At 39.6% G+C, this 24,240-nt stretch carries 24 protein-coding genes and 1 pseudogene; 7 read left to right on the top strand and 18 right to left on the bottom strand.

Annotation, left to right across the window (positions count from 1 at the left end; genetic code table 11):
* Window positions 1-4: 4 nt before the first annotated feature.
* Window positions 5-892, top strand: coding sequence for a serine hydrolase domain-containing protein (locus FHS19_RS34225; RefSeq protein ID WP_183587904.1), 888 nt, complete (start codon window positions 5-7; stop codon window positions 890-892).
* Window positions 893-1,150: 258 nt separating this feature from the next.
* Here FHS19_RS34225 and FHS19_RS34220 read toward each other — a convergent pair whose 3' ends face one another.
* From FHS19_RS34220 to FHS19_RS35185, 4 genes and pseudogenes are all read right to left on the bottom strand, one after another.
* Window positions 1,151-2,008, bottom strand: a complete 858-nt coding sequence (locus FHS19_RS34220; RefSeq protein ID WP_183587902.1) for an ATP-dependent DNA ligase — start codon at window positions 2,006-2,008, stop codon at window positions 1,151-1,153.
* Window positions 2,009-2,197: 189 nt separating this feature from the next.
* The gene (locus FHS19_RS34215; protein WP_183587900.1) at window positions 2,198-2,533 is read right to left on the bottom strand and encodes a YolD-like family protein; all 336 of its coding nucleotides are present in this window, start codon (window positions 2,531-2,533) and stop codon (window positions 2,198-2,200) included.
* Between the two features lie 15 nt (window positions 2,534-2,548).
* A complete protein-coding gene (locus FHS19_RS34210) occupies window positions 2,549-2,827 on the bottom strand; it encodes a hypothetical protein (RefSeq protein ID WP_183587898.1) in 279 nt (92 codons plus the stop codon).
* Window positions 2,828-3,234: 407 nt separating this feature from the next.
* Window positions 3,235-3,423, bottom strand: a pseudogene (locus FHS19_RS35185) (IS3 family transposase); the annotation flags it as partial.
* A gap of 144 nt (window positions 3,424-3,567) precedes the next feature.
* Here FHS19_RS35185 and FHS19_RS34205 point away from each other — a divergent pair.
* The gene (locus FHS19_RS34205; RefSeq protein WP_183587896.1) at window positions 3,568-3,891 is read left to right on the top strand and encodes a hypothetical protein; all 324 of its coding nucleotides are present in this window, start codon (window positions 3,568-3,570) and stop codon (window positions 3,889-3,891) included.
* 682 nt (window positions 3,892-4,573) lie between these two features.
* Here FHS19_RS34205 and FHS19_RS34200 read toward each other — a convergent pair.
* The gene (locus FHS19_RS34200; RefSeq protein WP_183587894.1) at window positions 4,574-4,915 is read right to left on the bottom strand and encodes a helix-turn-helix domain-containing protein; all 342 of its coding nucleotides are present in this window, start codon (window positions 4,913-4,915) and stop codon (window positions 4,574-4,576) included.
* Window positions 4,916-5,318: 403 nt separating this feature from the next.
* Window positions 5,319-5,564: a helix-turn-helix domain-containing protein gene (locus tag FHS19_RS35840; protein ID WP_183587892.1), complete on the bottom strand. Its 246-nt coding sequence runs from the start codon at window positions 5,562-5,564 to the stop codon at window positions 5,319-5,321.
* Window positions 5,565-5,813: 249 nt separating this feature from the next.
* On the opposite strand from FHS19_RS35840, the gene FHS19_RS34190 reads away from it, so the two are divergent.
* The 5 genes from FHS19_RS34190 (at window position 5,814) to xerS (ending at window position 12,436) form a co-directional block, all read left to right on the top strand.
* A complete protein-coding gene (locus tag FHS19_RS34190; RefSeq protein WP_183587890.1) occupies window positions 5,814-6,389 on the top strand; it encodes a TnsA endonuclease N-terminal domain-containing protein in 576 nt (191 codons plus the stop codon).
* Window positions 6,382-8,358 carry a hypothetical protein gene (locus FHS19_RS34185; protein WP_183587888.1) on the top strand — a complete coding sequence of 659 codons (1,977 nt, stop codon included), beginning with the start codon at window positions 6,382-6,384 and terminating at the stop codon, window positions 8,356-8,358. Before FHS19_RS34190 ends, FHS19_RS34185 begins: the two co-directional genes overlap by 8 nt.
* Window positions 8,359-8,769: 411 nt before the next feature.
* A complete protein-coding gene (locus FHS19_RS34180) occupies window positions 8,770-9,660 on the top strand; it encodes an AAA family ATPase (protein ID WP_183587886.1) in 891 nt (296 codons plus the stop codon).
* A gap of 1 nt (window position 9,661) precedes the next feature.
* Window positions 9,662-11,113, top strand: a complete 1,452-nt coding sequence (locus FHS19_RS34175; RefSeq protein WP_183587884.1) for a TniQ family protein — start codon at window positions 9,662-9,664, stop codon at window positions 11,111-11,113.
* 252 nt (window positions 11,114-11,365) lie between these two features.
* Window positions 11,366-12,436 carry a tyrosine recombinase XerS gene (gene xerS / locus FHS19_RS34170; RefSeq protein ID WP_183587882.1) on the top strand — a complete coding sequence of 357 codons (1,071 nt, stop codon included), beginning with the start codon at window positions 11,366-11,368 and terminating at the stop codon, window positions 12,434-12,436.
* 153 nt (window positions 12,437-12,589) lie between these two features.
* On the opposite strand, the gene FHS19_RS34165 is transcribed toward xerS, so the two are convergent.
* The 12 genes from FHS19_RS34165 to FHS19_RS34110 form a co-directional block, all read right to left on the bottom strand.
* A complete protein-coding gene (locus FHS19_RS34165; RefSeq protein ID WP_246426969.1) occupies window positions 12,590-12,859 on the bottom strand; it encodes a creatininase family protein in 270 nt (89 codons plus the stop codon).
* A 910-nt stretch (window positions 12,860-13,769) separates the two neighbouring features.
* Window positions 13,770-14,270 carry a GNAT family N-acetyltransferase gene (locus tag FHS19_RS34160; protein WP_183587874.1) on the bottom strand — a complete coding sequence of 167 codons (501 nt, stop codon included), beginning with the start codon at window positions 14,268-14,270 and terminating at the stop codon, window positions 13,770-13,772.
* A 161-nt stretch (window positions 14,271-14,431) separates the two neighbouring features.
* Window positions 14,432-15,283, bottom strand: coding sequence for a GNAT family N-acetyltransferase (locus tag FHS19_RS34155; RefSeq protein WP_183587872.1), 852 nt, complete (start codon window positions 15,281-15,283; stop codon window positions 14,432-14,434).
* A gap of 219 nt (window positions 15,284-15,502) precedes the next feature.
* Window positions 15,503-15,757 (bottom strand): cold-shock protein, encoded by a 255-nt coding sequence (locus FHS19_RS34150; RefSeq protein ID WP_183582692.1) that lies wholly within the window; start codon window positions 15,755-15,757, stop codon window positions 15,503-15,505.
* A gap of 158 nt (window positions 15,758-15,915) precedes the next feature.
* The gene (locus tag FHS19_RS34145) at window positions 15,916-16,359 is read right to left on the bottom strand and encodes a copper amine oxidase N-terminal domain-containing protein (protein WP_183587870.1); all 444 of its coding nucleotides are present in this window, start codon (window positions 16,357-16,359) and stop codon (window positions 15,916-15,918) included.
* 216 nt (window positions 16,360-16,575) lie between these two features.
* Complete coding sequence (locus tag FHS19_RS34140; RefSeq protein WP_183587868.1) at window positions 16,576-17,223, bottom strand: HAD family hydrolase; 648 nt, start codon at window positions 17,221-17,223, stop codon at window positions 16,576-16,578.
* A gap of 157 nt (window positions 17,224-17,380) precedes the next feature.
* Window positions 17,381-18,124: an HAD-IIB family hydrolase gene (locus FHS19_RS34135; protein ID WP_183587866.1), complete on the bottom strand. Its 744-nt coding sequence runs from the start codon at window positions 18,122-18,124 to the stop codon at window positions 17,381-17,383.
* A gap of 293 nt (window positions 18,125-18,417) precedes the next feature.
* Entirely contained in the window at window positions 18,418-19,212 is a 795-nt protein-coding gene (locus FHS19_RS34130) for a copper amine oxidase N-terminal domain-containing protein (protein ID WP_183587864.1), read from the bottom strand.
* A gap of 196 nt (window positions 19,213-19,408) precedes the next feature.
* Complete coding sequence (locus tag FHS19_RS34125) at window positions 19,409-20,125, bottom strand: copper amine oxidase N-terminal domain-containing protein (protein WP_376772028.1); 717 nt, start codon at window positions 20,123-20,125, stop codon at window positions 19,409-19,411.
* Window positions 20,126-20,170: 45 nt separating this feature from the next.
* Entirely contained in the window at window positions 20,171-20,953 is a 783-nt protein-coding gene (locus tag FHS19_RS34120) for a hypothetical protein (RefSeq protein ID WP_183587859.1), read from the bottom strand.
* A gap of 196 nt (window positions 20,954-21,149) precedes the next feature.
* Window positions 21,150-22,283 carry a DUF4179 domain-containing protein gene (locus FHS19_RS34115; protein WP_183587857.1) on the bottom strand — a complete coding sequence of 378 codons (1,134 nt, stop codon included), beginning with the start codon at window positions 22,281-22,283 and terminating at the stop codon, window positions 21,150-21,152.
* Entirely contained in the window at window positions 22,261-22,821 is a 561-nt protein-coding gene (locus tag FHS19_RS34110; RefSeq protein ID WP_183587855.1) for an RNA polymerase sigma factor, read from the bottom strand. Before FHS19_RS34110 ends, FHS19_RS34115 begins: the two co-directional genes overlap by 23 nt.
* Window positions 22,822-24,240: the final 1,419 nt, after the last annotated feature.

Below are 24,240 nucleotides of genomic sequence, written 5' to 3'. Positions count from 1 at the left end.
CACCATGGAAGCTTCATCATGGGTTCAAGCAGATACGGAGATTATCGCGAAATATCCGAATGTCCTTAGTATGGTCATACTACGTAACGGTGCTATCGTTCATGAGCGTTATTATCGTAATACCGGGCCTGAGGATGCTTTCCCGGTGATGTCGGTCAATAAGAGCATTTTATCTGCCCTTGTTGGGATTGCATTGAATAAAGGGATCATCTCGGATCTTGATCGGTACGTATTGGACTTCTTTCCTGAGATGAATAGGAAAGATGTGGACCCTCAAACATCACGGCTAACACTGCGACATCTCCTGACGATGAGTTCAGGATTCTATTACCCGCGGTTAGCAGGAGACGCTCAGCCCATCTGGGAGCGAACGATGCGGAGTCGCCATTGGGTAGAATTCAGTCTAACCCTTCCAGTAAGAGACGTAATGGGTCAGCAAATGGTCTACAAGAATACGGATGCACTTCTCCTTGCAGCCTGTCTGTGCCGATCTACGAGTAGGAAGATTGGAGAGATCGCGCAGGAATGGTTATTCGAACCGCTCGAATTATCGATCAATCCTTGGCATGCAGAGGATCCACAGCAATTAGGGATTGGTATATTATCGATGACCGGACGAGATATGGCTACTATCGGTCAACTCTATCTGCAGCAGGGCATGTGGAGTGGGCGTCAACTTATTCCTAAGGAATGGATCCATGCATCGACAAGCCGGCAGATCGGGAACTACGGATTTTTATGGTGGGTCGAGGAAGACGGGTATTCAGCATCCGGTGCAGGTGGATCATTGATCCGCGTGATCCCAGAGCAGAGTATGGTGGTCGTATTCCAGACTAAACATCTCAAGCGATTCAAGGATCCAAGGGAAATCGTTGATCGATTGTTGAAATAAGGGGGCGGGGAGTCTGCCACATCTGCCGGCAACTTTCGGAGATGATTTTGCGGTGACAGTGGCGTTTCGTATCAAGCGCATCAATAGTTTCAGCGCATCCAGGTAGAACAGATGCAAATGGAGGCCAGTTGATAATGTGCAATGGACCGTCAACCTATACTATAATTGATTCAACACAGTAGGAGGATTGCCCGCTAGCCAATACAATGAAGCTTTCAATTAAAAAGAGCAGCACGCTGATTTAGCGTGGCTGCTCTTTTATATTTGGACGAATTCTTCAAACACCGGGAGCCTTAAATATCCTTCATCTGTCCAGTGTCTGAATCGAACCCTGACTTGGATTTCAGGTAACACAAAAACGAAGTTTTTGTTTTCGCTAACCTTGGTATTTAACAGGATCGGAAAAGCCTTTTTCCGAATGGTGTCCGTAAGACCGTACTTCAGCGTCCCGGCAGGAACCAGTTGGCCATTCCGGAGAACGCCGAGGGTCCAGGCAACTTCCTTTTTCGAATATCCGGTAATAAAACAGTCCTCACGCTGATAAACTACTACACGCTGCCAAAGCTCTTTAGGTCGCTTGCCCGCGTGGTACAGGCTGCTTCGCTGTTTTAAGACAATTCCTTCAAGCCCTTGCTGGCGGCAGAGCTCAAACAAAGGGACGAAGCCATGTTCCATAAAGCGAATCCTTTTGAAGATATCATTTTCTTGGACCGCCTCTTCGAGGAGCTGCTTTCGTTTCATTAGGGGGAGGGATCTTGTGGACTCTCCTTTGTATGAAAGTATATCGAACGCTACAAAGGTGAGTCCGGGAGTGTGTTTTAATCTCGGAGTACTCTGAAACCGCCTCATCGTTGCAGCAAAGTCAGGTTTCCCGCTCTCTGTATCACAGACGACCAGCTCACCGTCCAATATCGTTCCTGTTGCTACAGCCGATTCAGCTGCAGAAACTACTTCTTGAAATCGATAGGTGATCTCATTTTGATGACGGGTATATATGCGGGAACGCTGATTTCTTGAAATAATCGAGCGGATCCCGTCAATTTTAAGTTCAGCGATATGGTCCTGAGATTCAAAAGGTTTCTCTAAATCATCTAATAACATGGGATCAATATACATAGGTATCACCATATTTAGCGTATCATATGGCCTTTTGGTAAAACACAGGTAGATGTTACCTTGAACGAAAGGAAGGGGAGGGATTCCAGGTTTTAGGGAAAGCTCGGTTTCCCGAGCTAGCTTTAGTCACTGAAAAAGTGCTGAAGTCAGTTTCAAGTACACCAAGCGAGCCAATCCCGGATTACTTCTTTATGTACTGGCGGCTATGATATCGCCAAACTTAATCCATTCCCATTCATCTTGGTCTATGCTGAGCTTGATCTCCTTACGGAATGTATTAATGACCGTGACGAAACCTGTAAGATTCCTTATATTAAATGGATCAAATATGCTTAGGGTTACTTTCGCATGGTTATTAAATGAATCTTGAAGTAGCTGCCCAATCAGCTGCCACTCCTGCTCATCGAGGACTGGCTTAGCCAAGCGATTTAGTTCCTTCTGGTGAACCAGAATGGTCTCTTTATGCTGCGGTAACATCATTCGAGAGCTGTCAAACAGCCCATTATCGGTCAGTTTCTTGCTCATGGTTTACCTCCTCAGTTAATACATGGTCCAGTAATCTGATCCTCGGCTGATGTTTGGACTCCTGGGCGAAGCTGTATCTCTTTCCCATGCTTGCAAAATCATGATGTTTTCCACAGAGGATTTGTTCTCCCATCGGATACGTTCCTGTTTCTCCAGTTCTTTTAGCGTCTGTAATATTTGATCCTTACGCTTGCCGGCCATAGTCTCCAACTGCTCAAGGTTCGGCAGCTTATTGTGCCGGGATAGATAATTACTAAGGATCCGCAGTATCTTGCGCCCGATGTCTTTTAACAATCCTGATGACCCCATACACAAACATTAGTTCTCATAAGGCATTATAACCAAATGTGTGTTCGATTCTCAATGTAAAAATTCCCCCGCCTGTCCAGACAGCTCCTCGTCACGGCCTTGAGGAACATTGGAAATACAGAAGGAGCCAGATCGACATTATGGAATCGCCAATGGAGGACTGGCTAGGAAATTTTTAAAAGTAACTTCAAGTGTAAGGAGAGGGGTTGTATGAGGTATTTCAGCTCAAAAGACACAGTTGCTCCAATCGTCGAACAGCTACAAAGTTGGGATATCGGTCATATTATGTTTTATTTATTTCGAACCATGTCGAGGGACAAGTAGATGATTCCAAAGAAAGTCGCTAATTTGGTCATAACCCTGTAAAGTAGACAGTACAAAAAAGACATGATTTAAGCTGCGACCGTTTCTCGGTATTCTACTGGGGAACGGTCGTTTAATTTTTTTCTGGAATCGGTTCTGGTTATAGAACAGAATGTATTCATTCACTTGCTGTTCAACCTCCGCTTTGTTTCGGTCTTTAGATGAGAGAAGAAAGACTCGATACAGCCATTGTCCAGGCAATTTCCTCGCCTAGAGTGACCAAGAATCGTAGACCAAAGAATAACTTTAATTACATATACTTATAAACATCAAAAAAAAGATTCGATATTTATAAGTATTAATAATATCGGAGATGATAATAATACTAATAGAAGTTAATAGAGTATAAAGGAGAAAAGACAATGACAATTGGAAGAGTAAAGTTCGGTATAGCATTAGTAACAGCTAAGGGATTGCAATTTAATGAGAAACTTTATACAAACTCTCAAATGATAAGGCACCAATGGTTTGAACATGCAGCTAAATATGGGGAATGGGAATGTCCAATTGGATACATCGAATCTAACCTTGAATTTATTGTGCTGTTTGATAAAGAAGAAATGGAAGTGGCATCTAGTATCGAACTTAATGGAACACTCAAAGATGAAAATGTAATACAAGCATATTATGAAGGGATTAATAATTTAAAAGCAAGACTTATCTCAATACGGGATGATAAAAAATAATTTGATATTTGGCCTTACAGGAGGTGAGCCTTTTGGTTTTTGAAATAACAGAAGACATGAAGAAAAAAATAAGAGCGTGGGACACTTGTAAAGCAATTGACGTTAGCGGTGCCAAGTTTGCCTACACATTCATTCCAACAAGTATTGGATTATTTATAGTAGTTCATTGTGATGTTTGTAATAGAAGGTTGACTCTTTCTGATATCTCATGAAGTAAACGCTACATGTGTTGAATGCTAAGAACTATGAATAAAGCCTGATACTTGATTGTAAAAAAAGAAACACTTCTGCTTTGAATGAGGAAATGAAGATCCTTCCTATTCCTCATTCAAAGCAGAAGCTTTTTTTAGTCCAATAATATTGTAAGTATTTGATACTTCTCAGTTCCTTCTAAGTTTTCTTAATGCGAGCTGATTCTTTGTTTCAACAGCACTATTTTGCCCTTGATGTTTAATTCCAAATGAATGCCTTAACTGCCAAGTGGTAATTACATTTTCTCCGTACTTATTTGAATATTTTTAACCATTTTTTGTATTGCTGTTTTAGTTATCCGCTAACCAATACTTTGACCTATGCCCTAAAAACCATTGATAATATAACCAATAATTATATTAAAAGAAAAAAGTTAAGGAGCCTCAATCACCGTTATTCAACGGGGTAGAAGGCTCCTTATTAGTTAAAGTTATGTGAAAATTTCATCGATTAATCGATTTAATTTCCGTAAATCAGCTGTAGACATCCCAACTATTTTATTATGAATTTCACTAAGAAAAACATCCTTAGCGTTACTTTTTGAACGTATTATTTGCCCGTTATATATAAAGATTTCGTGCAGTGGAACATTGAGGGCTGCAGCAATCTTCTCAAGATTAAGAAGAGTAATATTCTTCTGACCGCGTTCCAATCCTCCAATATATGAGAAATGAAATCCCGCAAGTTCCCCAAGTTGTTCTTGAGAAAGATTATTCTGTTTACGAAGATCCCTAATTCGTTGACCGATTAGGGTAAGTACTGAATTATCCATGGATACACCTCATCCTCAGTGTAATCAATGGCTTAATCCAGATACATGCTTGTATATATATCATCTTCATATTTTAATACATATATGTATCATTTCATCTTTTTATGGGCAGAATATGTATTGATATAAAGATTAGTGGAAGAAATGGATAGATACATGCGGACTAGCTACAGTCAAAGTTAAGTATTACTATCCAATGTTTACTACTTAATTGCTAGCGTACATAAATCACAATTTTTTGCATTTGATGAACCTTAAGGTTGCTAACATTCCCGATACTTTATGAGGTAAATGAATATCTTCATATCATTTTAAGGGGAAGCGATCATCTGGACTTGCTTCGACGGTTGAGCATCATAATGATCCTACTGTTATTTAAAGATACCAGGAGGAGACTAGATGATTAAAGTTTCTGCTCTCTATGCTGCGAAAGCATTGACTCTACAAGATTTACAAATGATTCATCCAGAACAGTTAGTAATTCATAAAGCGTATATACACTTAAATGGTGCCTTCCTGTCTCAATATTGGAAAGGGAGGACCTAGATAAATGAAAATTATTACATATTTCGGATTGTGTTAAGCGACAGCTTTTTCGCAACTCTTTCAGGTATTGGCCAAGCCATCGATAAAATTCATCTTCGCTCACGTAATTCCCTCCAATCTATAAACCTATGAAACTATTATGTACTGATAGATTCACTAATATACAAGGAGTTTGTATAAATTTTGAGATTAATGATTATGATTATAAGCAAAAATGTTTGTAATGGGCATCAAAACCATTCTTTTGAACTTTGTGACATTGAGGTGAGAAGCCATTTATCAACCAAAAGTAATGCCTAGAAGTGCGAAGTACGGAAGTAATTACTGGAATACTGAAGGGCCCAAGGTAAACATGAGGGAAGTTGTATTATACAGCGACTTAGAATTTGATAACTGGGTTTTTGTTGAGTCAGATTCAAATGTCGAAACATATTGCGAACAATATCCCGAAATTTCCTATGTATACGACGGAGTTCTTCACACGAGTGTATTTGATATGTGGATTAAAAATCATGATGGATCCAAGATATATCGCGAGGTAAAGTATGAGGCAGAACTAAACGAGAATGATCCTCGCAATGAAAGAACTATACGCCAGATTAAAGCACAAAGGGCTTACTGCATTGAAAACAACTTTACATATGAGGTTGTAACAGAAAAGATGCTACGAAGAAGTCATCAAGAATTGGAGAACCGATTGAAGATAATTTCATTCATTAAGAATAATCAAAAACCAAAAGCTGCTGATCACGTACTTAGTCATATAAATAATAAGCGGCGCAGCCTGCAGACCATATCAGAATTAACTTCAACGCCTTACGCTTTAATCCATGATTCTTGTCTATGGCTTTATTATCATGGAGCAATTCAAATCAATTTAGATGAAACAATTATCTGTAAGCAGTCGGAGGTTTGGTTACATGAGTAGATTGAAAGTCATTCATAATGGCAGATTAGCCACTGCACAAATTGATCAAGATTTATGGATGAAAGTAGATGAAAGCTTGTTAGGGGAGGATGATCGAGCGATATTTTTGAAACGTAAAGAAGCTATAGATCTTTATGTGGCAAATAAAATAAGCTTAAACGAAATATTCGAAATAACCGGTATTAACCGAATTAATTTATTTCGCTTGTTTAATAGGTGCATTACATTTGATCCTTATGGTGTACCTTGGGGCTATCGTGGGCTCATACCGAACAAAAATCTAAAAAAATACGAGTTGAGTCCTTTAAATAACTTATTTAATGAATCAAGAAAGACAGGGGAATTTGGATTACTTTTAGAAAAATATCCGGCGATACGTGATGAAATAGATAATTTATTTTTTGGCAGAAAGAAGCTTTCAGAACCTGTCATGCGGCCTAAATATATACATAAAAAGTTTGCAAATAAATGCCGCGAAATCGGGATATCTAGAAGCGAATATCCCTTTAACACATCACATTTAGGCTATAGGGCATTGTGCAGGTATTTAGAAGGTCTTAAAAATACTCACTTTGGTAAAGCATCGTATCGCTATGGAAAAGATGCCGAACAAAAAGCAAAGAACTCAGGTACTGGTCAGTTAAATTACCCGCAAACCATAACACCATATCAACATGTTGAATTCGATGGCCATCGTTTAGATGGCATGTTTGTAATTAAAGTGACAACTAATCAAGGGGATGAAGCAATTCTTACTTTGGATCGACTTTGGTTCCTTAGCTTTATTGATCGTGCCACTGATACAGTAATAGGCAGACCGCATATTTGTATCAATAAGGAGTATAACGCTAGCGATGTAATGATTGCTGCTAGAAAAGCAATTATGCCTGTAACAAAATTAAAACTATCTATTCCTGGTTTGTGTTATCAGCCAACAGGGGGTTATCCTTCAGAACGTTTTCCTGAATTAGAATGGGCAGTATGGGATGTGGTCCATTTTGATAATGCTAAAGCACACTTAGCAACTATGGTACGTGAACGTTTTCGTAATTTAATCGGGTGTACTACATGCTTAGGGGCAGTAGACAGACCTATGAGACGTCCGCACATTGAGCGCTTTCACCAAACCTTAACTACAAGCAGTATTCAACGTATGGTTAATACAACGGGAAGTCATCCGAGTGACCCTCGACGTACAGATCCTGAAAAAATGGCTATCCGTTATGAAATGACTTATGAGCACTTAGAGGAGATTCTTGATGTTGTTGTCGCAAATTATAATGGCACTCCACATGGCTCCTATTTCTACAATTCGCCGCTTGAGGTGTTAGAGCAACGAGTAAACAAGGGGATGATACCCAGAGTGCTACAAGAATCCAAACGATCAGAATTTACTTTCACACAAGTTGAACAAGCAAAAACAATACGTGGCAATATTCGCACTGGTAAGCGCCCTTACATCGAATACATGGGGGTTGAATACCGAAATGAGTTGTTAGCCCAATCCGCACATATGATCAACACGAAGGTAACAGTACATGTGAATGTTGATGATCTGCGCACTATTCGAGTATACCTACCAGATGGGAGCGAATTCGGAGAGCTAGTAGCTGCTGGCAAATGGTCATTAACTCCTCATTCTTTACAAATGAGAAAAACGATTAATATGCTAAAAGCTAAGAAGTTAATTCATTTCACTCAATGGGACGACCCGATCTTTGTGTATCATGAGTATCTCTTGTCACAAACAAAGTACAAGAAAAAAGATACTGGTAATAAAATCGCTAAGGTACAACAAGTTATACGGAAAAGCAAGGAAGAAAAAGGCAAACAACAAAGTGAGGAATTATTAAAGCAGCACGAAGAAATCGATGCTTTAGATAAAGCCAGGGAGCAGCAAGAAAATCTCCAAAATGTGAATATACCATCAACAACTTCTGTCCGGAGGTTTAAAACAATTACTCTTTAGGAAGGTGGCAACTTCATTTAAGAAAAGTGTTTAATATGCTATCCATTTCAGTCAATGGGACGATCCGGTCTTTGTGTATCATGAGTATCTATTGTCACAAGCAGAGCATAAGAAGAAGGATATTGCTAATAAAATCTGTAAGGATCAACAAATACAAAATGAAAGGAAGAAAAAGGAAAACAACAAAGTGAGGAATTATTAAAGCTGCACGAAGAAATCGACGCTATAGATAAAGGGCAACAAGAATTCTCTTAAATGTGAATATACCGTCAACAACTACTGTCATAGCTTTAAAACAATTGCACTTTAGAAAGGTGGCAAACGTCATTGAGTAGGCCGATAATTCCATCAGGCACACATCCGATAGAACAAGGAATTTATGTTCTACCGACATTAGAGATCCACAGATTAATGGACAAGATCGTCCAAATCATAACGGATGGGGCGCCAGGAATGATTGTATATGGGCGACCAAGACTAGGTAAAACTAAAGCAACTACATTTGCTGTAAATTATTTGCCAGAAGTATTGGAATACAAACTTCCTGTTTTTGTAGCAGATAGCAAAAGCTATAAGGTTCCATCAGCAGAGAAGTTTTTCAGAGATATGCTTACAGATTTTAACTTTGGGTTTCCTACAAAGAAAGATGAAATTGTACTGAGGAATCAAATAGTAAGTATAATGCATGAGAAGGCTGAGCAGTGCGCTCATCGAAGAGTAGCTCTGATTATGGATGAAGCTCATAAGATGACGGAGTGGCAGTATGATTGCTTAATTGATATATATAATCAACTTCTTAGAAGAAACGTTAGGTTGACCACAATATCAATTGGCCAAGAACAGCTCGTGGAACGTCGCACATTTTTTTTAGCAAATTCTAAAACCCACATAATCGGTCGGTTTATGCCTTCTGAATATCGTTTTAGAGGGGTTACCAATCAAGAAGAAATGGAATTTGTACTTCAAAGCTATGATGAGTCTGAGTTTCCTGCTAATAGCGGGTGGTACTACACTAGATATTACTTTCCTGAAGCATACGAAGCGGGAAAGAGAGTTACAGACTTCTCAAAAACCTTATTCAATCTCTTTCTAGAAATCAGACAAGAGTATGGACTTTCCAGCAAAATGGTTGAATTACCAATGGAGTATCTAGCTTTCACAGTTGAGAATGTTCTAAAGATAAATGGTTCAAATGGAAAGAGGACGGAGTGGCTTTCTACAGATCAATGGAGAGAGGCTATTCAAAGATCAGGTTATATCGAATCAGAAATCTACATGGCGATTGCTAAGAAGGCGACTTAAGATGATTGTCTGGAAATCGGAATGGGTTAATGTTTACGAGACACCGTGGTCGATTTTTGAAAAGTTGTGTTTTGCTAACCATATTACACGTACAGACGTTATAAGAACACTCGGCAGCAAGGAGATACAACAAATTAAAAATGTGATAATTGGGGATAAATGGAGGGAACTAATTAAGTTAAGCGGGTTTGATCATCAAATGTTACATAACTACATTGGTTTTAACATAGCGGATCAAATTAATACTGACATAAATCTCATTTTAAAACCAATTGAGTACATATACGAAAATATACTTACTTGGTTTCCTAAAAGCATTCGTTGGTGTCCGGACTGCATGAGCAAAGGATATCATAGTTGGGTTCACCAGTTTACACTGACTCAACAGTGTCCGTATCATGCAAATAAAATTATTAATTCATGTCCCAATTGTTCAAATGAAATTCCATTTTTGTTGAGTGACCGTAGTATGGATGAACCATTTACTTGCACATGTGGTTATAAGTTGGCTGAGTTCTCACATTGGAGAGAATGGAATCAAAACATTGATATCAAAGATCCTTCTATGGCATATTGGTTGAAGGGAGCAGGTAGGAGTAACACAGAACGCTTTATATTTGATCCAATTACAGTAGGTTTAAATTTGTTTAACTCAAAACCAACCATCATGTACAAAACAATACATAGGGCAACTAACAAAAGAAGATATTTGGATCAATTATTTACTGAAAATATAAATTGTTTCAAAGCCATCGATCGGTATATCCATAAGAAATATTTAAAAAGACACAAAATGTGTATCTCTTCTTTTCAAGAACTTCTAAAGCTTGAGCAAGGAGACTTTCCACCAATTTGCCCCTACGCATACGCATATGTGTTATGGAAACATACGTTACTTCAAACATCTACGTTTTATAATAATTCTAAGCATGGTGACCTTAACGAATATGATGGAAAATCATATGTCACAAAGTTATTCAAAAAGAATATTGATTACATAAAAAAAATACTGAGTTCTCAATTGAATCTTTCTGATATTGATAGCAGGCCAGTATTTCATCAAATTCTGAATCGTTACACGACAGAATTACTTTTGAATTATTTCCACCAATGGTTAGCCATTGCTGAAAAAGGGGCAAGACTTGCTGTTGCACCAAAATGGAAACAGATTAATGAAATGATTGAAATGAGCTTACCGTCGATAATCTTTAAGTTAGATGCTGATTTAGGAAAGAAGATTGATACAGTTCAAGTCTATTATAAAAATAATAGACTTGATCTACCAATTAGTTTGGTGTGTACGAATAGTTCTAGCAATATGAAGAATGAAATCCGAAAAATGACATCGTTTATTCCATCAATGGTTGCGATGAGAATATTTGACAACCCAACACAAGAAAATAAATTACTACGTGAATACGTTGATAACTATGTAGACAGATTTTCATTTTAAAGTAAACAAACCATCATTCAAGAAATACAATGATGGTTTGTTTTTTGACTAATTAAATTATAATGTGAGAAGGAGCTGTGGGGAATGTTATCAAGATCTTGTCATTTATGTTATCAAGTTCTTGTCATCCGACATAAACGCGGTTGGTTGACTGGACGACAAAAATTAAGCTGGAATTATAATTACGTAAAATAATAATTTGACGAATAAATGTAAATGAGATATTCTGTACATAAGGAGGTTTAGCAATAAATGGATAAAAACATGAAGCTGCATTACATGAAACGGGTTGATGATAAATGTGCGGAGCTTCCTTGGTACGTGACCGAATACGTCGATAGCCGCAAACGCAAGCTGTCGCACACGACGCTGCTGAATTATTGCCACGATTACCTCATCTTTTTTGATTGGCTTGTGGCTGAGAAACTGGCTGCAGATGACCGTAAAGACATCGAACTGACTGTCCTGGAATCGCTGACCGTGCGTGAAATCGAAAATTTTCTTTCGTTTCTGGAGTATCAACTGGGCAACAACAAATACACGATCAACCGGAAATTGTCGGCGTTAAAGTCGCTGTTTGATTACCTGCAAAACAAGGCCGAAACGTCCGACCTCAAGCCGTACATCCAACGAAATGTGATGGCCAAGATCGACTTTAATTCCATTAAAGAAAGCCAGGAAACCGTCGCGAACCGTATCGAAGGCAAAATATTACGAGAAGACGATTTTGAGAAGTTTCGGCAGTTTGTAGCGCATGATTTCGGTGAACTGAACAGAACCAACAAACGCATGGTTCGTTTCCATGAATTTAACCGCGAGCGGGATACGGCTATCGTATCGCTGATCCTCGGTTCCGGATTGCGTTTATCCGAGGTAGCGGGAATCAACATTGAGGATTTGGATATGAACAAAGGCCAAGTGCGCGTACTGCGCAAAGGCAATAAGGAACAATATGTGTATTTTAGCCATCAAGCCTTATTGGACCTGGAAAGCTATTTGAAGATCCGGGAAACGCGATATGTACCGGAAAAATCAGAAAATTACTTATTTATAGCAGCGCCGATCGGCCGCAAAGGCAAAAGCCGGCGTTTAACACCGAGATCGATTGAAAAGCTGATCGAAAAATACGCTGCAGCGTTTGGCAAACCGGCGCTAACAGTGCATTCCTTAAGACATTCATTCGCAACCCGCTATCACCTGGAAAACAACGATGTGCCGAGGCTGAAGAATCAGCTGGGGCATTCATCGATCCAGACGACGATGATCTATACACATTTAACGGATGAAGAGATGAGAAAAGCCGTTAATAATATGGATAAGTGAATTAAGTAGAGAGTAAATGTAAATTAGATAAATTGGCCGTTATCCGGCTGTTTCTTTAACACATTTTCACAAAACTCGTATTTTGTACATATGTCTCACCACACGTTCCGTTCTAAGTGTGAAGCATTTCGTCGTACTCTCTTGCGATTCTTCTTAAACGACTTCTCTACATTGATCCGATTTCCACGAAAAATCCATTCTTGGAATAAAGTTGGCATGTTCCTCAGAAGTATTAAAGGGGATTGTAGGTAGCACATATGCATTCAATTGTCTTCCATAAGCGATTGCATATAATTCAGCAATAAGAGTATCTAAATGCATGGGCAAATACGGTCCAAATTGTTCCGTTGCTCCAACCGATAAAATTGCAGTATCAACCCCACTGCTTGAAATATCCGTTGTTGTGTTTCTAAAACTTAGCATAATAACACCCCCAAATAGGCTGACTTTTTTTCTTTATTGAGCTATCGTTTCCCCGTTAGTTTAATATCATCAATCTTTGCCTCATGGTAAGCTCCAAACTTCAATGAAATTTCCATCCAGGTCGTAGAATGAAAATGATTTCCCCTGATAATCAAAAAATTCACCAACCTTAATCCCTATTCTGCATCGTCCACCATAAAGCCATAGGACGATTGAACCGCTCCATTGGGATAGGTGAAATGAGAATTGAGGTTATGTTCATTTTGTTGGAGTAGGATTTTAACCCCTGATTCATTTTGTAATTCTACGTAAATCGCGTCTTCTGTTGTTACCTTAAAACCGAAGTGTTCTCCATACCAATCCGCAGAGTTGTTAAAGCTTACTGACGGGAATAGTTAGATACGCTGAATTAAGTTTCAACCCCACCCTAAACTCCCCTTTCACCTCCCATATTTTACTAAAATCATAACAAACAGATGTTCGTGTGTAAAGTACGAAAAAACACCCCTTTTTTGATTATGTATGAACATATTATTTTGAATGGTAATTACGTTATCCTTCCAGTTAGCTTAATGAATTTGTGAAGTGAAATGTAGTTTGATGCTTATCTAATCGGTAATCGGATTATGTTCTTGTCCTTTACGGCAAGCTTTAAAATTCAGTTAGATATTTATCTAATCGGTAATCGGAACATGTTCTTGTCCATTACGGCAAAAGGTACAAGTTCTTGTCCTCGACTCGGGACAAGAACTTGTACCGATAAAACAAAAAAAGCCACTAAAATAGCGACTTCAAATGGGACCATGTTCTTGTCCCCCGACATATCCTGCCACGTGATTGAGGAAAAGGCAGCCGGCTTTGGGGTCGGCTGCCTTCAAATGTCTTCATTTAGCTATCGTCCCCCGTTAGTTCAATAAGAATCAAAATTCCTATTAGTAAACGATTGTACATATTTGTTTAGATCTTCTCGAAACACTTCAGTATACTGGCCAGCGGTATAGTGGTTTACTACGTCCCGCCAAAAATGTATTGCTGGTTCATTCGTTTTCATCTGGACTACTTTCCAATTAGCACGGTATAGATTAAATGCTTGTACTGCCGCCAACTTTCCTAATCCTCTTCTTCGGTATTTACTTATGATCAAAAAATCAAAAATAACATGTGTTGGATCGGGGTCAGTATCGTAATTTTCAAAGAGGATAATTAAAAAACCAATAATCCGCTTTTCACTCCATATCAAAAAAGGATTCCACCGTGGATCTTCCCAATAATGTTCCAAGTCAATTTCAAAACGCCCTTCAAGGCCCAAATCTTCTTCGGAATACGGACTAAAATCATATTGGTAATATTGATAAAGATTATAGAGGACGTCTTTGTTTTCTATATCAACAGCCTTAAGTGTTATTTCCACGCTCTTTTCTCCCACCTTTAGAATAATATAGCCTTTAATAGGGTAGTAGTTGGAAAAAAATATCACTGAACTATCCTGCCCGTTAGCGTAATGAAGCTACCGATCAGCACCGGCAGCTTCTTCTTAGTCGTTTATTCAACTAACGTATCCCGTTAGTTGAATCAACAACTTCTAGGTATCAGTTGAAATGTAGTTTGTTCGAGTCCAGGATAAAAACCAAGATTATAATATAGTGCTTCCGCTGAATTTCCTATTGTGACAAAAAGACGAAGGACTTCATATTCTCCATTCAAAACAGTCAATGCTCTTCTTAGTAGCTTTGATGCAATTCGGTTTGAGCGGTATCTCGGGATTACAGCGATATTCGACACCAAAGGAATTTCTTCCCACAAGGAGATCAAGCAGACTGCAACCATTGCATTGCTCGATTTATCTATAACAAGGCTGGATGCGGCTGTAAGAATATCTGAATTGTTATTTTTGAAGTAATATTCTAATGCCGACCTCTGGTGTTCCATTGTATTTTCACCTGAATACCCAATGCTATCGGGACCCGAATATGATTCTAGCAATAACTCCGAAATCTTCTCTGTATGTTCAGAAGTAGGCGTTACTACCTCAAGTTCTTCTCCTAACTCTTGTGATTCAAATAATTCAGTTGGTCTCATCATTACCCGTCTTATTTCAGAAGGCAAAAAACCTAATCGAAAAAAGTGTTCCGTTTGATAGGGTAAAATCCCGAATGCATGAATTGGTTTGCTTAGATCTGAAATTTTCAATAAAAATAATGAGGATATCATATTCGGTTCGATGGAAACTCCACCGATTCGATTTCCTTTAAGTGAAATCCAGTAACAAGGGGTGTCTTCATTAAAAATAGACAGTCTTCTCTCCCAATTCTGTCTAAAAAAAATGTTTTCTCGATACGTTGAGTAGTGAATAGCGAATATCCTGTGGTTTGCTTTTACTAGTTCAAACTCATCATCAAGAATGTATATTGCATCAGTAGTCATTTTAAACCTCCCTTATTAAGTCACACTCTAAATGATTATATCAAATGTAATCCCAAGTTTTGGGGAGAGTTCCATTATAACTAACCTGCCCGTTAGCGTAATGAAGCTGCCGATGCTGACCGGCAGCTTCTTCCTATTCGTTTATTCAACTATCGTTCCGCGTTAGCGTAACGATGAATACCGAGAACCCATACATTCATCAAGTACGTCACGATGCCTTCAATCCTCTAAAATTTTCACATTCTTAGCTGTCCTGCGCTGGGAATCCGCTATGCTCGGAAATTCAAATAGCTCGAATGCAACTTTTTGGCCCTCTTTAAGAAACCGAAAACCGTTTGGTAACCTAATTGGGTCTGGTAGTATATCGCTAAAGTGAACAAATACATGGTTACCGTCCTGGCCGTCTAACATAATCCGCCCGTAACCTTTATCTTCTTTGAACCATTTGACAATACCCCATCGTCTTTCCCCCAAATCGGCACCTCCTTTGTCGCTTATTAAATTATCACTGGAATTCGGCTATCGTTTCCCGTTAGTTGAACGAAAGCAGCCGATCGTTTCTGGCCGGCTGCCTCCGTGAATGCATTGAACTATTGTTTTCCGTTAACTCAACGAAGTCGCTTAATAGGTTTTTATTTCGTATTAATCGTTGCTATCTTCTTTTCATTATCCCAACTAACTGTTGCCCCTACAGCTTCACTTATAAATCTAAGAATCACATAAACAGTTCCCTCAGGAGAGTCAAACGGAGTTTGAGTTAAAGTATATTCCTTTTCATTGACAGTTGCTTTAAAGCTCCCCAGAGCCATTTCAATTGTTAAATCATCTTTTGTTGCCGTAATATTCTTTGTTTTGGAATCCCAATTAACATTCATCTTTAAAGTTTCAAATAGTCGACGGAATGGCACCATCGTATTTCCATTTATCACAATCGGTTTTGCATCAAAGCTAAGGGGTTGTCCATCTAATATAACGGAACCGTTAACAGGAGGTGTTGCTGCATTAGCAATAGAAATTGAAAAACATGAAACAGCTGTCGTGATAACAAAAATTTTGATAAATAATTTTAATTTCATAATTCATCCTCCAATTAGTGGTTATTAGGAGGTTATATAGATACTTCAATAAAATTGACGTTCCCATGTCCTAAACTATAGCATTTTCTAAAAACAAATTCTGTTTGCTTCGTTGAATTTCATTAATAATCGGATGATTATATGAAGTTAACCTGCCCGTTAGTTGAGAACAAGGTAGCCGACCAAAATGCCAGCTGCCGTCCTGTCATGTTTGAGCTATTGTTTCCGGGAAGTTGATAGGAAATCAAAAATGTCCAACGGAGTATAGGCCAACATTGTTGGGCCAATCGCCTTAAGTCGTTCAAATTTACCCTCTCCCCAAAGTGCTGCAATACTCCTCATTTGTGCAGCATCAGCTGCTTTTATGTCTGAAGGTTGGTCTCCTATATATACACAATTCTCAGGGGAACATTTAAGGCGACTTGCCGCAAGCAATAGGGGATCAGGGTGAGGTTTATGTTGTAGGGTGTCTTCTTGGGCTATGATAACATCAAACAAGATGTCCAAAGCTTTTGACTTCAATTCATTCACAACATGAAAACGTCGTTTAGAAGATACGACTCCCATTCGATAACCTCTTTGCTTCAATTCTTTCAGTAACTCCGGGATACCTGAGTAGCAGGGGATTTGTTCTGCCCGTTCTTGGTAGTAGTGTGTTCCCGTATCAAGAATCTGTTTTGCTAGTACGTCATCAAACCATTCTTTGTAAACTACTGGAACAGGACGTCCGACAAGCTGAGCGAATTCGTCTTCCGTTGGCTCCCTACCAAGCACCTCTTTAAATCCATATCGCGTCCCTTCCTTAGCAAGTGACTCGCTATCTTGAATAGTTCCATCCAAATCCCATAGAACAATGGTGATCAAAAATAATCATCTCCGTTCAATAAAAGGAATTACTATGCATTCACTCTCTTAGCCTACTCTATATCATAAGGCAGCTGCTGATTAATGTAGGCAACCTTGTCTTAGATATTAATTAAGCCTTAGTCCTCGTTAATTGAATCATTTATCAGCAAGTGGATTACACGATAAATTTCTCAATTGCAACAGCAACACCATCATTATCATTTGAATCGGCTACGTGGGCTGCACAATTCTTCAGTTCAATGATCGCGTTTTCCATTGCGACCGGAAATCCGGACATATGGAATAGGCCTAAATCGTTAAAGTCATCCCCGAATACCATTACATTTTCTGATTTCACTCCGATATCGCTTAACACCCATTTCACGGCTTTTTCCTTTGAGGCTGATTTATGCATGATTTGAACCAATACTCCTTCATCGGTTGCTATTACGTTCACATGGTCACCGAACTGCTCGCATATATCCCCCCATGTGCTGCAACCTAGAACCAATATTTTGGTCGGGGAAAGTGAACTTATATAATCTTTATCAACAACTTGGGGTTTCGGGTCATTCGAGCGGATACCTAATTGAGCGTATTGCGAATCGGGAACTGGCCTACACGTATACCATGAATCATTAACCTCGTATGAGATTATCGATTGAGGTACTCGTAACTCGATGAATTTATTAATCTGTTGGCTAATCTCTATAGGGATACTAATATGCCGTTCATTTTGCTTAGATTTGCATGTAACTAAGGCACCATTGTAATAAACCATGTAGTTCACAAAAGGAAAATTTTTCAAAAATTGATTAGCCGCTCTAGGCGGCCGCGCCGTGGCAATAATAATATGAATCCCTGAATCAAAGCATCTTTTGACAGCCTGGATAATTCCTAGGAGATATTGATTTATCACTACCGAGCAAGGTTCCGTCCAAGTCCAGTACAATTGCCTGAATATTAGACATCTGTATCCTCCCCACAAAATAAGCTAAATTGGTAAAATAATACTACCCAATAAAGAGGTCGTCAACAGAAAGGTTGTGTTATCCTGCCCTGTAACTTAACAATATGAGCAGGCTACAGCAGCCTGCTCAACATAAAGTTTTATTCAACTAACGTTTCCCGTTAGCTTTAATCATCGGTTCTAAGGAGATATTAATTTATCAGGGTAAATTTTCTAAATATGATGGATCGTCTGACGGAATTTTAAGGCTCTCTTCTTCCCACGGAAATTATATATGCGGCATTTTGAATATTATCAAAACGTTGTGTGACAGTAAGTGAAGCACCTTTCTTTACCTCAGGCAGATCCGGATAAAACGGTCTGCTATAGGCGTCGGTAGAAAATCCACCATTGTTTTTAAAGGTGACCAATGGATGAATATCTGATTTTCCTTTTGGAATATCTAAGCCTGATATGTTATGAGCTGTAATAGACAAAGAATGGGGAGTCATTACAAAGGAACTTAAGTGAAACACACCATCATCATGACCGGATGTAACATCATTGTCTTCAAAATATGTAAATGGCTCCCCTTTCACCACTCGTTCATCCGTGATATGAAGCAATTGCAGTTTACTATCCCAATCATATTTTACATCTGTATAATCCAGAAATAATCGAATCGGCAAAAACATAGCGCCGCCTTTTAATACGGGTGTTGTATCCATTGTAATCGTTTTGCCGTCAACTATTGCAATTCTTGAAGCGATAGTTATTTGAAACGTATGGTTTAGTAAGGTTACAGTAGCCGTTTTTGTCGAACTCTCATATGAAACAACTCCACCCATCAAGTCTTGATTGGCTCGAAGCGGCAATAGTAAGCGGTTATTGGCATCAACAAAAGGAGAGGATGGCTGGGTATATAGAATATAATATTTATCGATTTTTAGATGGATCGGAATCCCACCTTGTCCTTCTGCCTGTACAATGTTTGTTCCTGTGAAGACAGCAATGAAGGAGAAACATAAAATAAACGCCTGTAGTACTCGTGAATTCATTATTCATCCTCCTTTTATTCCATGCAAATTGATGGTGTTGGCGCTAATCGAATGCTCTTGGATCTAGATCACGTTTCCCCACAGCTGATTAGACGAAACTAGCCTAATATTGTTGCGCTATCCTGCCCGTTAGCTTAACAAAAACAGCAGCCAATTACTTGCCGGCTGCTGTTTGTTGTTTTGAACTATTGTTCCCTCAGTCGACGTCCGAGATTTTCCACTCGCCATTTTCCTGCATGAACACGATTCCTGAAGTGCCCGTCTTATTGCCGTGCTGATCGAACAGGTAACTGAACGTCACATACGCCAGCAGTGCGCCGCCGGGACGGTCTTCGAACGTCACGGAGCGGACGCCCGTAATGAGTCGCTGGCCGATGATCTCGAACGAGAGCGCCGGCGTGCCGTTCTTCACGAACAGCCGGCCGAGCTCAGCGGCGCCGCGGCCATTCATGGCGTTGACATAGCCGTTGAGCAGTTTCGCGGCAGCCAACTTCTTCGCTTCTCCCGCATACGCGCCTTCATCGAGTAACTGTGGCCTGAATACGAGCAGCGCGCCGCGAACGCTTGGTGTCCACGTCAGCTGGAAACCGAACGCTTCCGCCGTCGCGCGCAGCGGCAAATAAACACGTCCCTTCACAATCACCGGTTTGGCGTTCGCGCCGGTAAGCTTCTTGCCGTTCACCCATAGCGACAACGCTGCGCCTTTTCCTGGGTTGATTCCCTGCGTATCCGGCTGTGTTGAAACGAAGGCGGCTTTATACGCGGCGTCCCATCTTACATACCAGCCGAACGATTCCGCAAGCGCGCGCATCGGCAGCAGCATGACGCCGTTCGAGACGATCGGCGCAAGCGCCGGATCGTTCACCGTGACACCGTTGATGGCCAGCGTAGGAACGGCTGGAGGAGCAACCATAACGCTGCGTATGGTTCTTCTCGAGCCGGTGTCGATGTAGAGGTCTTAAGTGCCAGGTGCGATCGGCTTGAAGGTACCGTCAATCGCCTCGCCGTAGGCCGGCATCGTGAATTGAAAATCGTACCGTGCTTCAGAGTAAGGCGCGGTATGGACGAGCAGTGCTCTTTTGGATGGATAATCCACGCCCTTAGCTGTCATATAGCCGCCGGATGAGCCGGAAGTCTCGACGAAGATCCGAACCGTTCCTTCATAGTTACTCGCGTCACTGCCCTTAATACGAACCGTCTGTCCAATGGTCGGCTTGAGCGTGCTTACATCGGTCTGCGGGGATACCGCCAGCAATTCGTAAAACTCTTTGAGGGCTGTGGCATCCTGGGCGATATAATTATCTTCGCCGATATGGATGAGAACGTGCTTCGAATCCTTGAATTGCAAGTAGATATCGGTCCCGTCGGTTAGCATGACATCGACACTAGTGGTGAAAAAGGCGTCCTCTCCGACCAACTGCTCCGTCGACGGCTTTGCGTTCTTAAGCAGCCGGTTAACGAAGTTAGCCGTCTTTGCAATAGCGCTTTGATCTGCTTCGCGCGAGGCGAACAGCGGCACCCACGCCAGATCGGCGTGACTCATTTGGACCCGCTGAACAGCATCCGCTTGAATGGCCGATGATGCCGGCACGGTCGCAATATCGTTTTCGGCGGCAGGCGGCACATTGGCGGCTGTTGACGCTGCCGCCTCAGCCTCCCACGAGGTCCCGCCCGACCAGTCGGGAACTCCGACGGTGAGCAGCACCGCCAGAGTGAACATATAGAACTGTTTCATTTTCATCTCATCGTCCCTTCCGTCAGGAAGATCTATAGGCCATGAAGTCTGTTATTCTTATAGACGGCTGGGGGAGCGAGAATGTTTCAGGCTCTGGGAGTGTATACTTTTATAGTTCAAAGATAAGACCTAGTGGCTATAAGTTAGCTACATAGAATAAAAGGAAAGAGAGTGAATTAATAATTCACTCTCTTTCCTTTTATTATTTCGATGCTATTGGTAAAGTGATCTCTAAATCAGGAATATATTCAATTTTTGGAGTTCCATTAGAGTTTAAATCAAGTTGAGTTCGATTTTTATCTTTATACAGATATTTAAATGTCTTAATGGTTATCGATCGTGGGATTGAGTTAAATGGTTCGAATCTGGAATCATAGATCAAGTAATTACCGCCAGTAGGATTCCATCCATTTCCATTTACTAACTTTAATTTGTTTCCCTTTTCGTCTAATATGTCGTAACCCAAAAGTGGAAGAGATGTTGCTATCTTAAGATTTTCCGGTATTTCAATACGTGTAGTAATAGCGGTGGTTATGGGTGTAAATTCAACCTTTTCCAATTTTAAGTTAATATCCCCGGATTTTCTGCTTATTGAAGGATTAAGAACAAGATTATCGTTTGTATTCTCCACAACTGGAAGATCAATTTTATATGGTTCCTCGATACCAGGTACTTTAATGTTTAATGTCAAATTGAATTTTTCAGGGAATTCCTCGCCTCCTTGGTTAAATCGATCCGAGAATTGAATGATTGCACTATTGTTATCTTTGCCAGGAATAGTATATGGATCAATCGAGTTGCTTGTGTTAACGGGCGCATATGAACTAATTGGTTCTCCGTTAATTGACAAACCAATATCACTAATCATTTCTTGAAAATTACTCCTTAAGTATTTTTGTTCCAAAGTCTCACGCTCTATTCCGATAGACACTCGCGTACCGTCAAACACTACAACAGGAACCTTTAGTGTCAAGTTATTATGAGAATCTGAGGCGTCAAGCGTCTCAGCTAGTCCTTTTTCATCTGCTGTCTTCAGCCCCAAATCCCCGGCGATTTGAAAAATTGTATTAATACCAGGAATTTGTTTAATTGATGAAGCCATTACAGGGGAAACAAATCCAGTTCCTATTGCGAGGGCGAAAACTGCAACGACTGACGCAGCAGTCACAATGGCCTTATTTCTCAATTTTATCTGGCGTATTCTTTTATTTTTCTTATTATTTGTACCAGAATAATATCGATTTATAGTTTTTTCAGCCAAATCAACTTCAATTGGAGTATCTCTTATCAGCCTTTTTAAGTGCATAATTTCTTTATCTTCCGAATGATTGCTCATATAACTTTGCTCCTTCCAATTCTTTTTGCTGCATTAGTTTTTTTCGAATTCGCTCGTATTTTTTTCGAACCGTAGTCGGTTTAAGATCCATAATCAAAGAAATTTCGCTGTAGCTATACTCTTCTAGGGAACGTAACAAAAGAATTTGCCGTTCTTCAAGAGTAAGATTTTCTAACAAATCATGTATGATGTCTGTATAGTCTGTTTGGTTAGGTTCCTGCCTTTGATATTGTTTTATGACATTGTTATGCTTGCTTCTGATCTTAATTAGATCGGTGCAATGATTGTGCGCTATCTTATAAAGCCAAGCAGAAAAGGATGCATTATAAGAAAAGCGATTAATATTTTCTAAACCTTTTATAAAGATTTCCTGAGTAGCATCTTCCGCCTCTTCACGATTTTTAAGTAGATAGTAACAATAGAGAAAAATTTGTTTTTGGAAGAGACGTATTACGTGAGTATAAGATTGGACATCTCCTGACTTCACCTTCTCCAATATAAATATTAGTTCTGTATTATCAACACTCGATGAACCCATGAGCAACCTCCTTTCTAAAATGTATAACTGAAAAAGAGGGTCTTTTGTGACAAAGTAAATAAAATTTTTAGTTACGTGATGATAAAGGCACCGGAGCCAAAGAAAGGATATTGGCAATAGTAAAAATCGTTGAATTTACAGATTGCGTTGTAAAAATTGGCGATAAATATGACGCATGAAGTTTTAAGTATTTATGCTAATTAAATAAAAAAACCTGCTCGCTTGTGCCGGCAGGTTACACATACTTCTTCACATCTTTTGTCCATCATCAACAGAAACGGAACTTTCCTTATCCTTATATCACTCTCTGAATTGAAACTAAGACGTCCTGTGTTTTCAATATAGCATCATCTCCTACAACGATCAATCAATAGGTCCCCCAAGCAACCTCCACTTCTTACGTGATCCATTCTCAAACTCACAGGAGTAACATAAAATGCTTCCCTTCCATCTTCCTCCGTTGAACAATATGATCTAAAAGTCAATGGAGAATCCAATAAGTTTTATTTTGATGTGAAAATGATGTGAAAAGCGATGCTTGAATTCGAAAATCCTTTGCTATTTATCTCTTACGGGTTCATGGCATTATTATCAGAAAGGAAAACTTTAGGGTCGCTTCCCATGGACGGTGCAGTGGAGAGTGTGGCTTTACTTACAGGGAATAATTTAAATAGACAGTAGCTCCTCAACCGAGGGGCCATTTTTCTTGGAGGAAGGAAATGTCTAATACCATTGGGCGTTCAATTCTCTATTACTCAGAAAACCTAGTATAATTAGTTCCATAATGCAAATGTATTAATTCTCCCTGCCCAAATGATGAAGGGAGTTGGTGAATAGTGACTAAAGATGAGATAGATCATTAGACGCACTACGAGAGGATCTACATAACTCTAACATCGTTTTTTTGCCATTACCAACACCATCCTCATGGAAGAATACTTTTTGACAGGAATAAATCAATTACTATAGCAAAATGAATTACTGTGTATGAAAATTCTATTTTTTTATATTTGGCAGTTTTCCGTTTTAGTTAAGTCAAGGTATTACAATGAAGAATAATAATGAGCTAATCGAAATTCGTTCAATTAGATGTTGATCCAATTATAACGAATCTGCATCACGTTTGGCCTCCTTATATTCTCTTTCATCTGGAACTGCTCGATTCCATTCTGTTTTTGAATACCTAGCATTATAATTAGCTTGTTTTATAAACATTCTTTTTGAAAAATTAGCCTGTTTCCGTTTTGCTCAGCTTTATCATATGCCTGACTCTTTGGCGCAGTCAATGAAGGGTAAACGCGGATCAAAATGGTATTCTATACTCTATATATCGTCCGAAAAATTTCACTAATTTATAACGATGAAGACGACAGTTCAAAACGGCCATTCGTTTGCACACTTAAGACGGAAGGCTGTTCC

The sequence above is a fragment of the Paenibacillus rhizosphaerae genome (assembly GCF_014192015.1).
Lineage (GTDB): Bacteria > Bacillota > Bacilli > Paenibacillales > Paenibacillaceae > Paenibacillus_AQ > Paenibacillus_AQ rhizosphaerae.
Note: the sequence above shows the minus strand (reverse complement) of the source record. Positions and strands in the feature narration are given on the sequence as shown.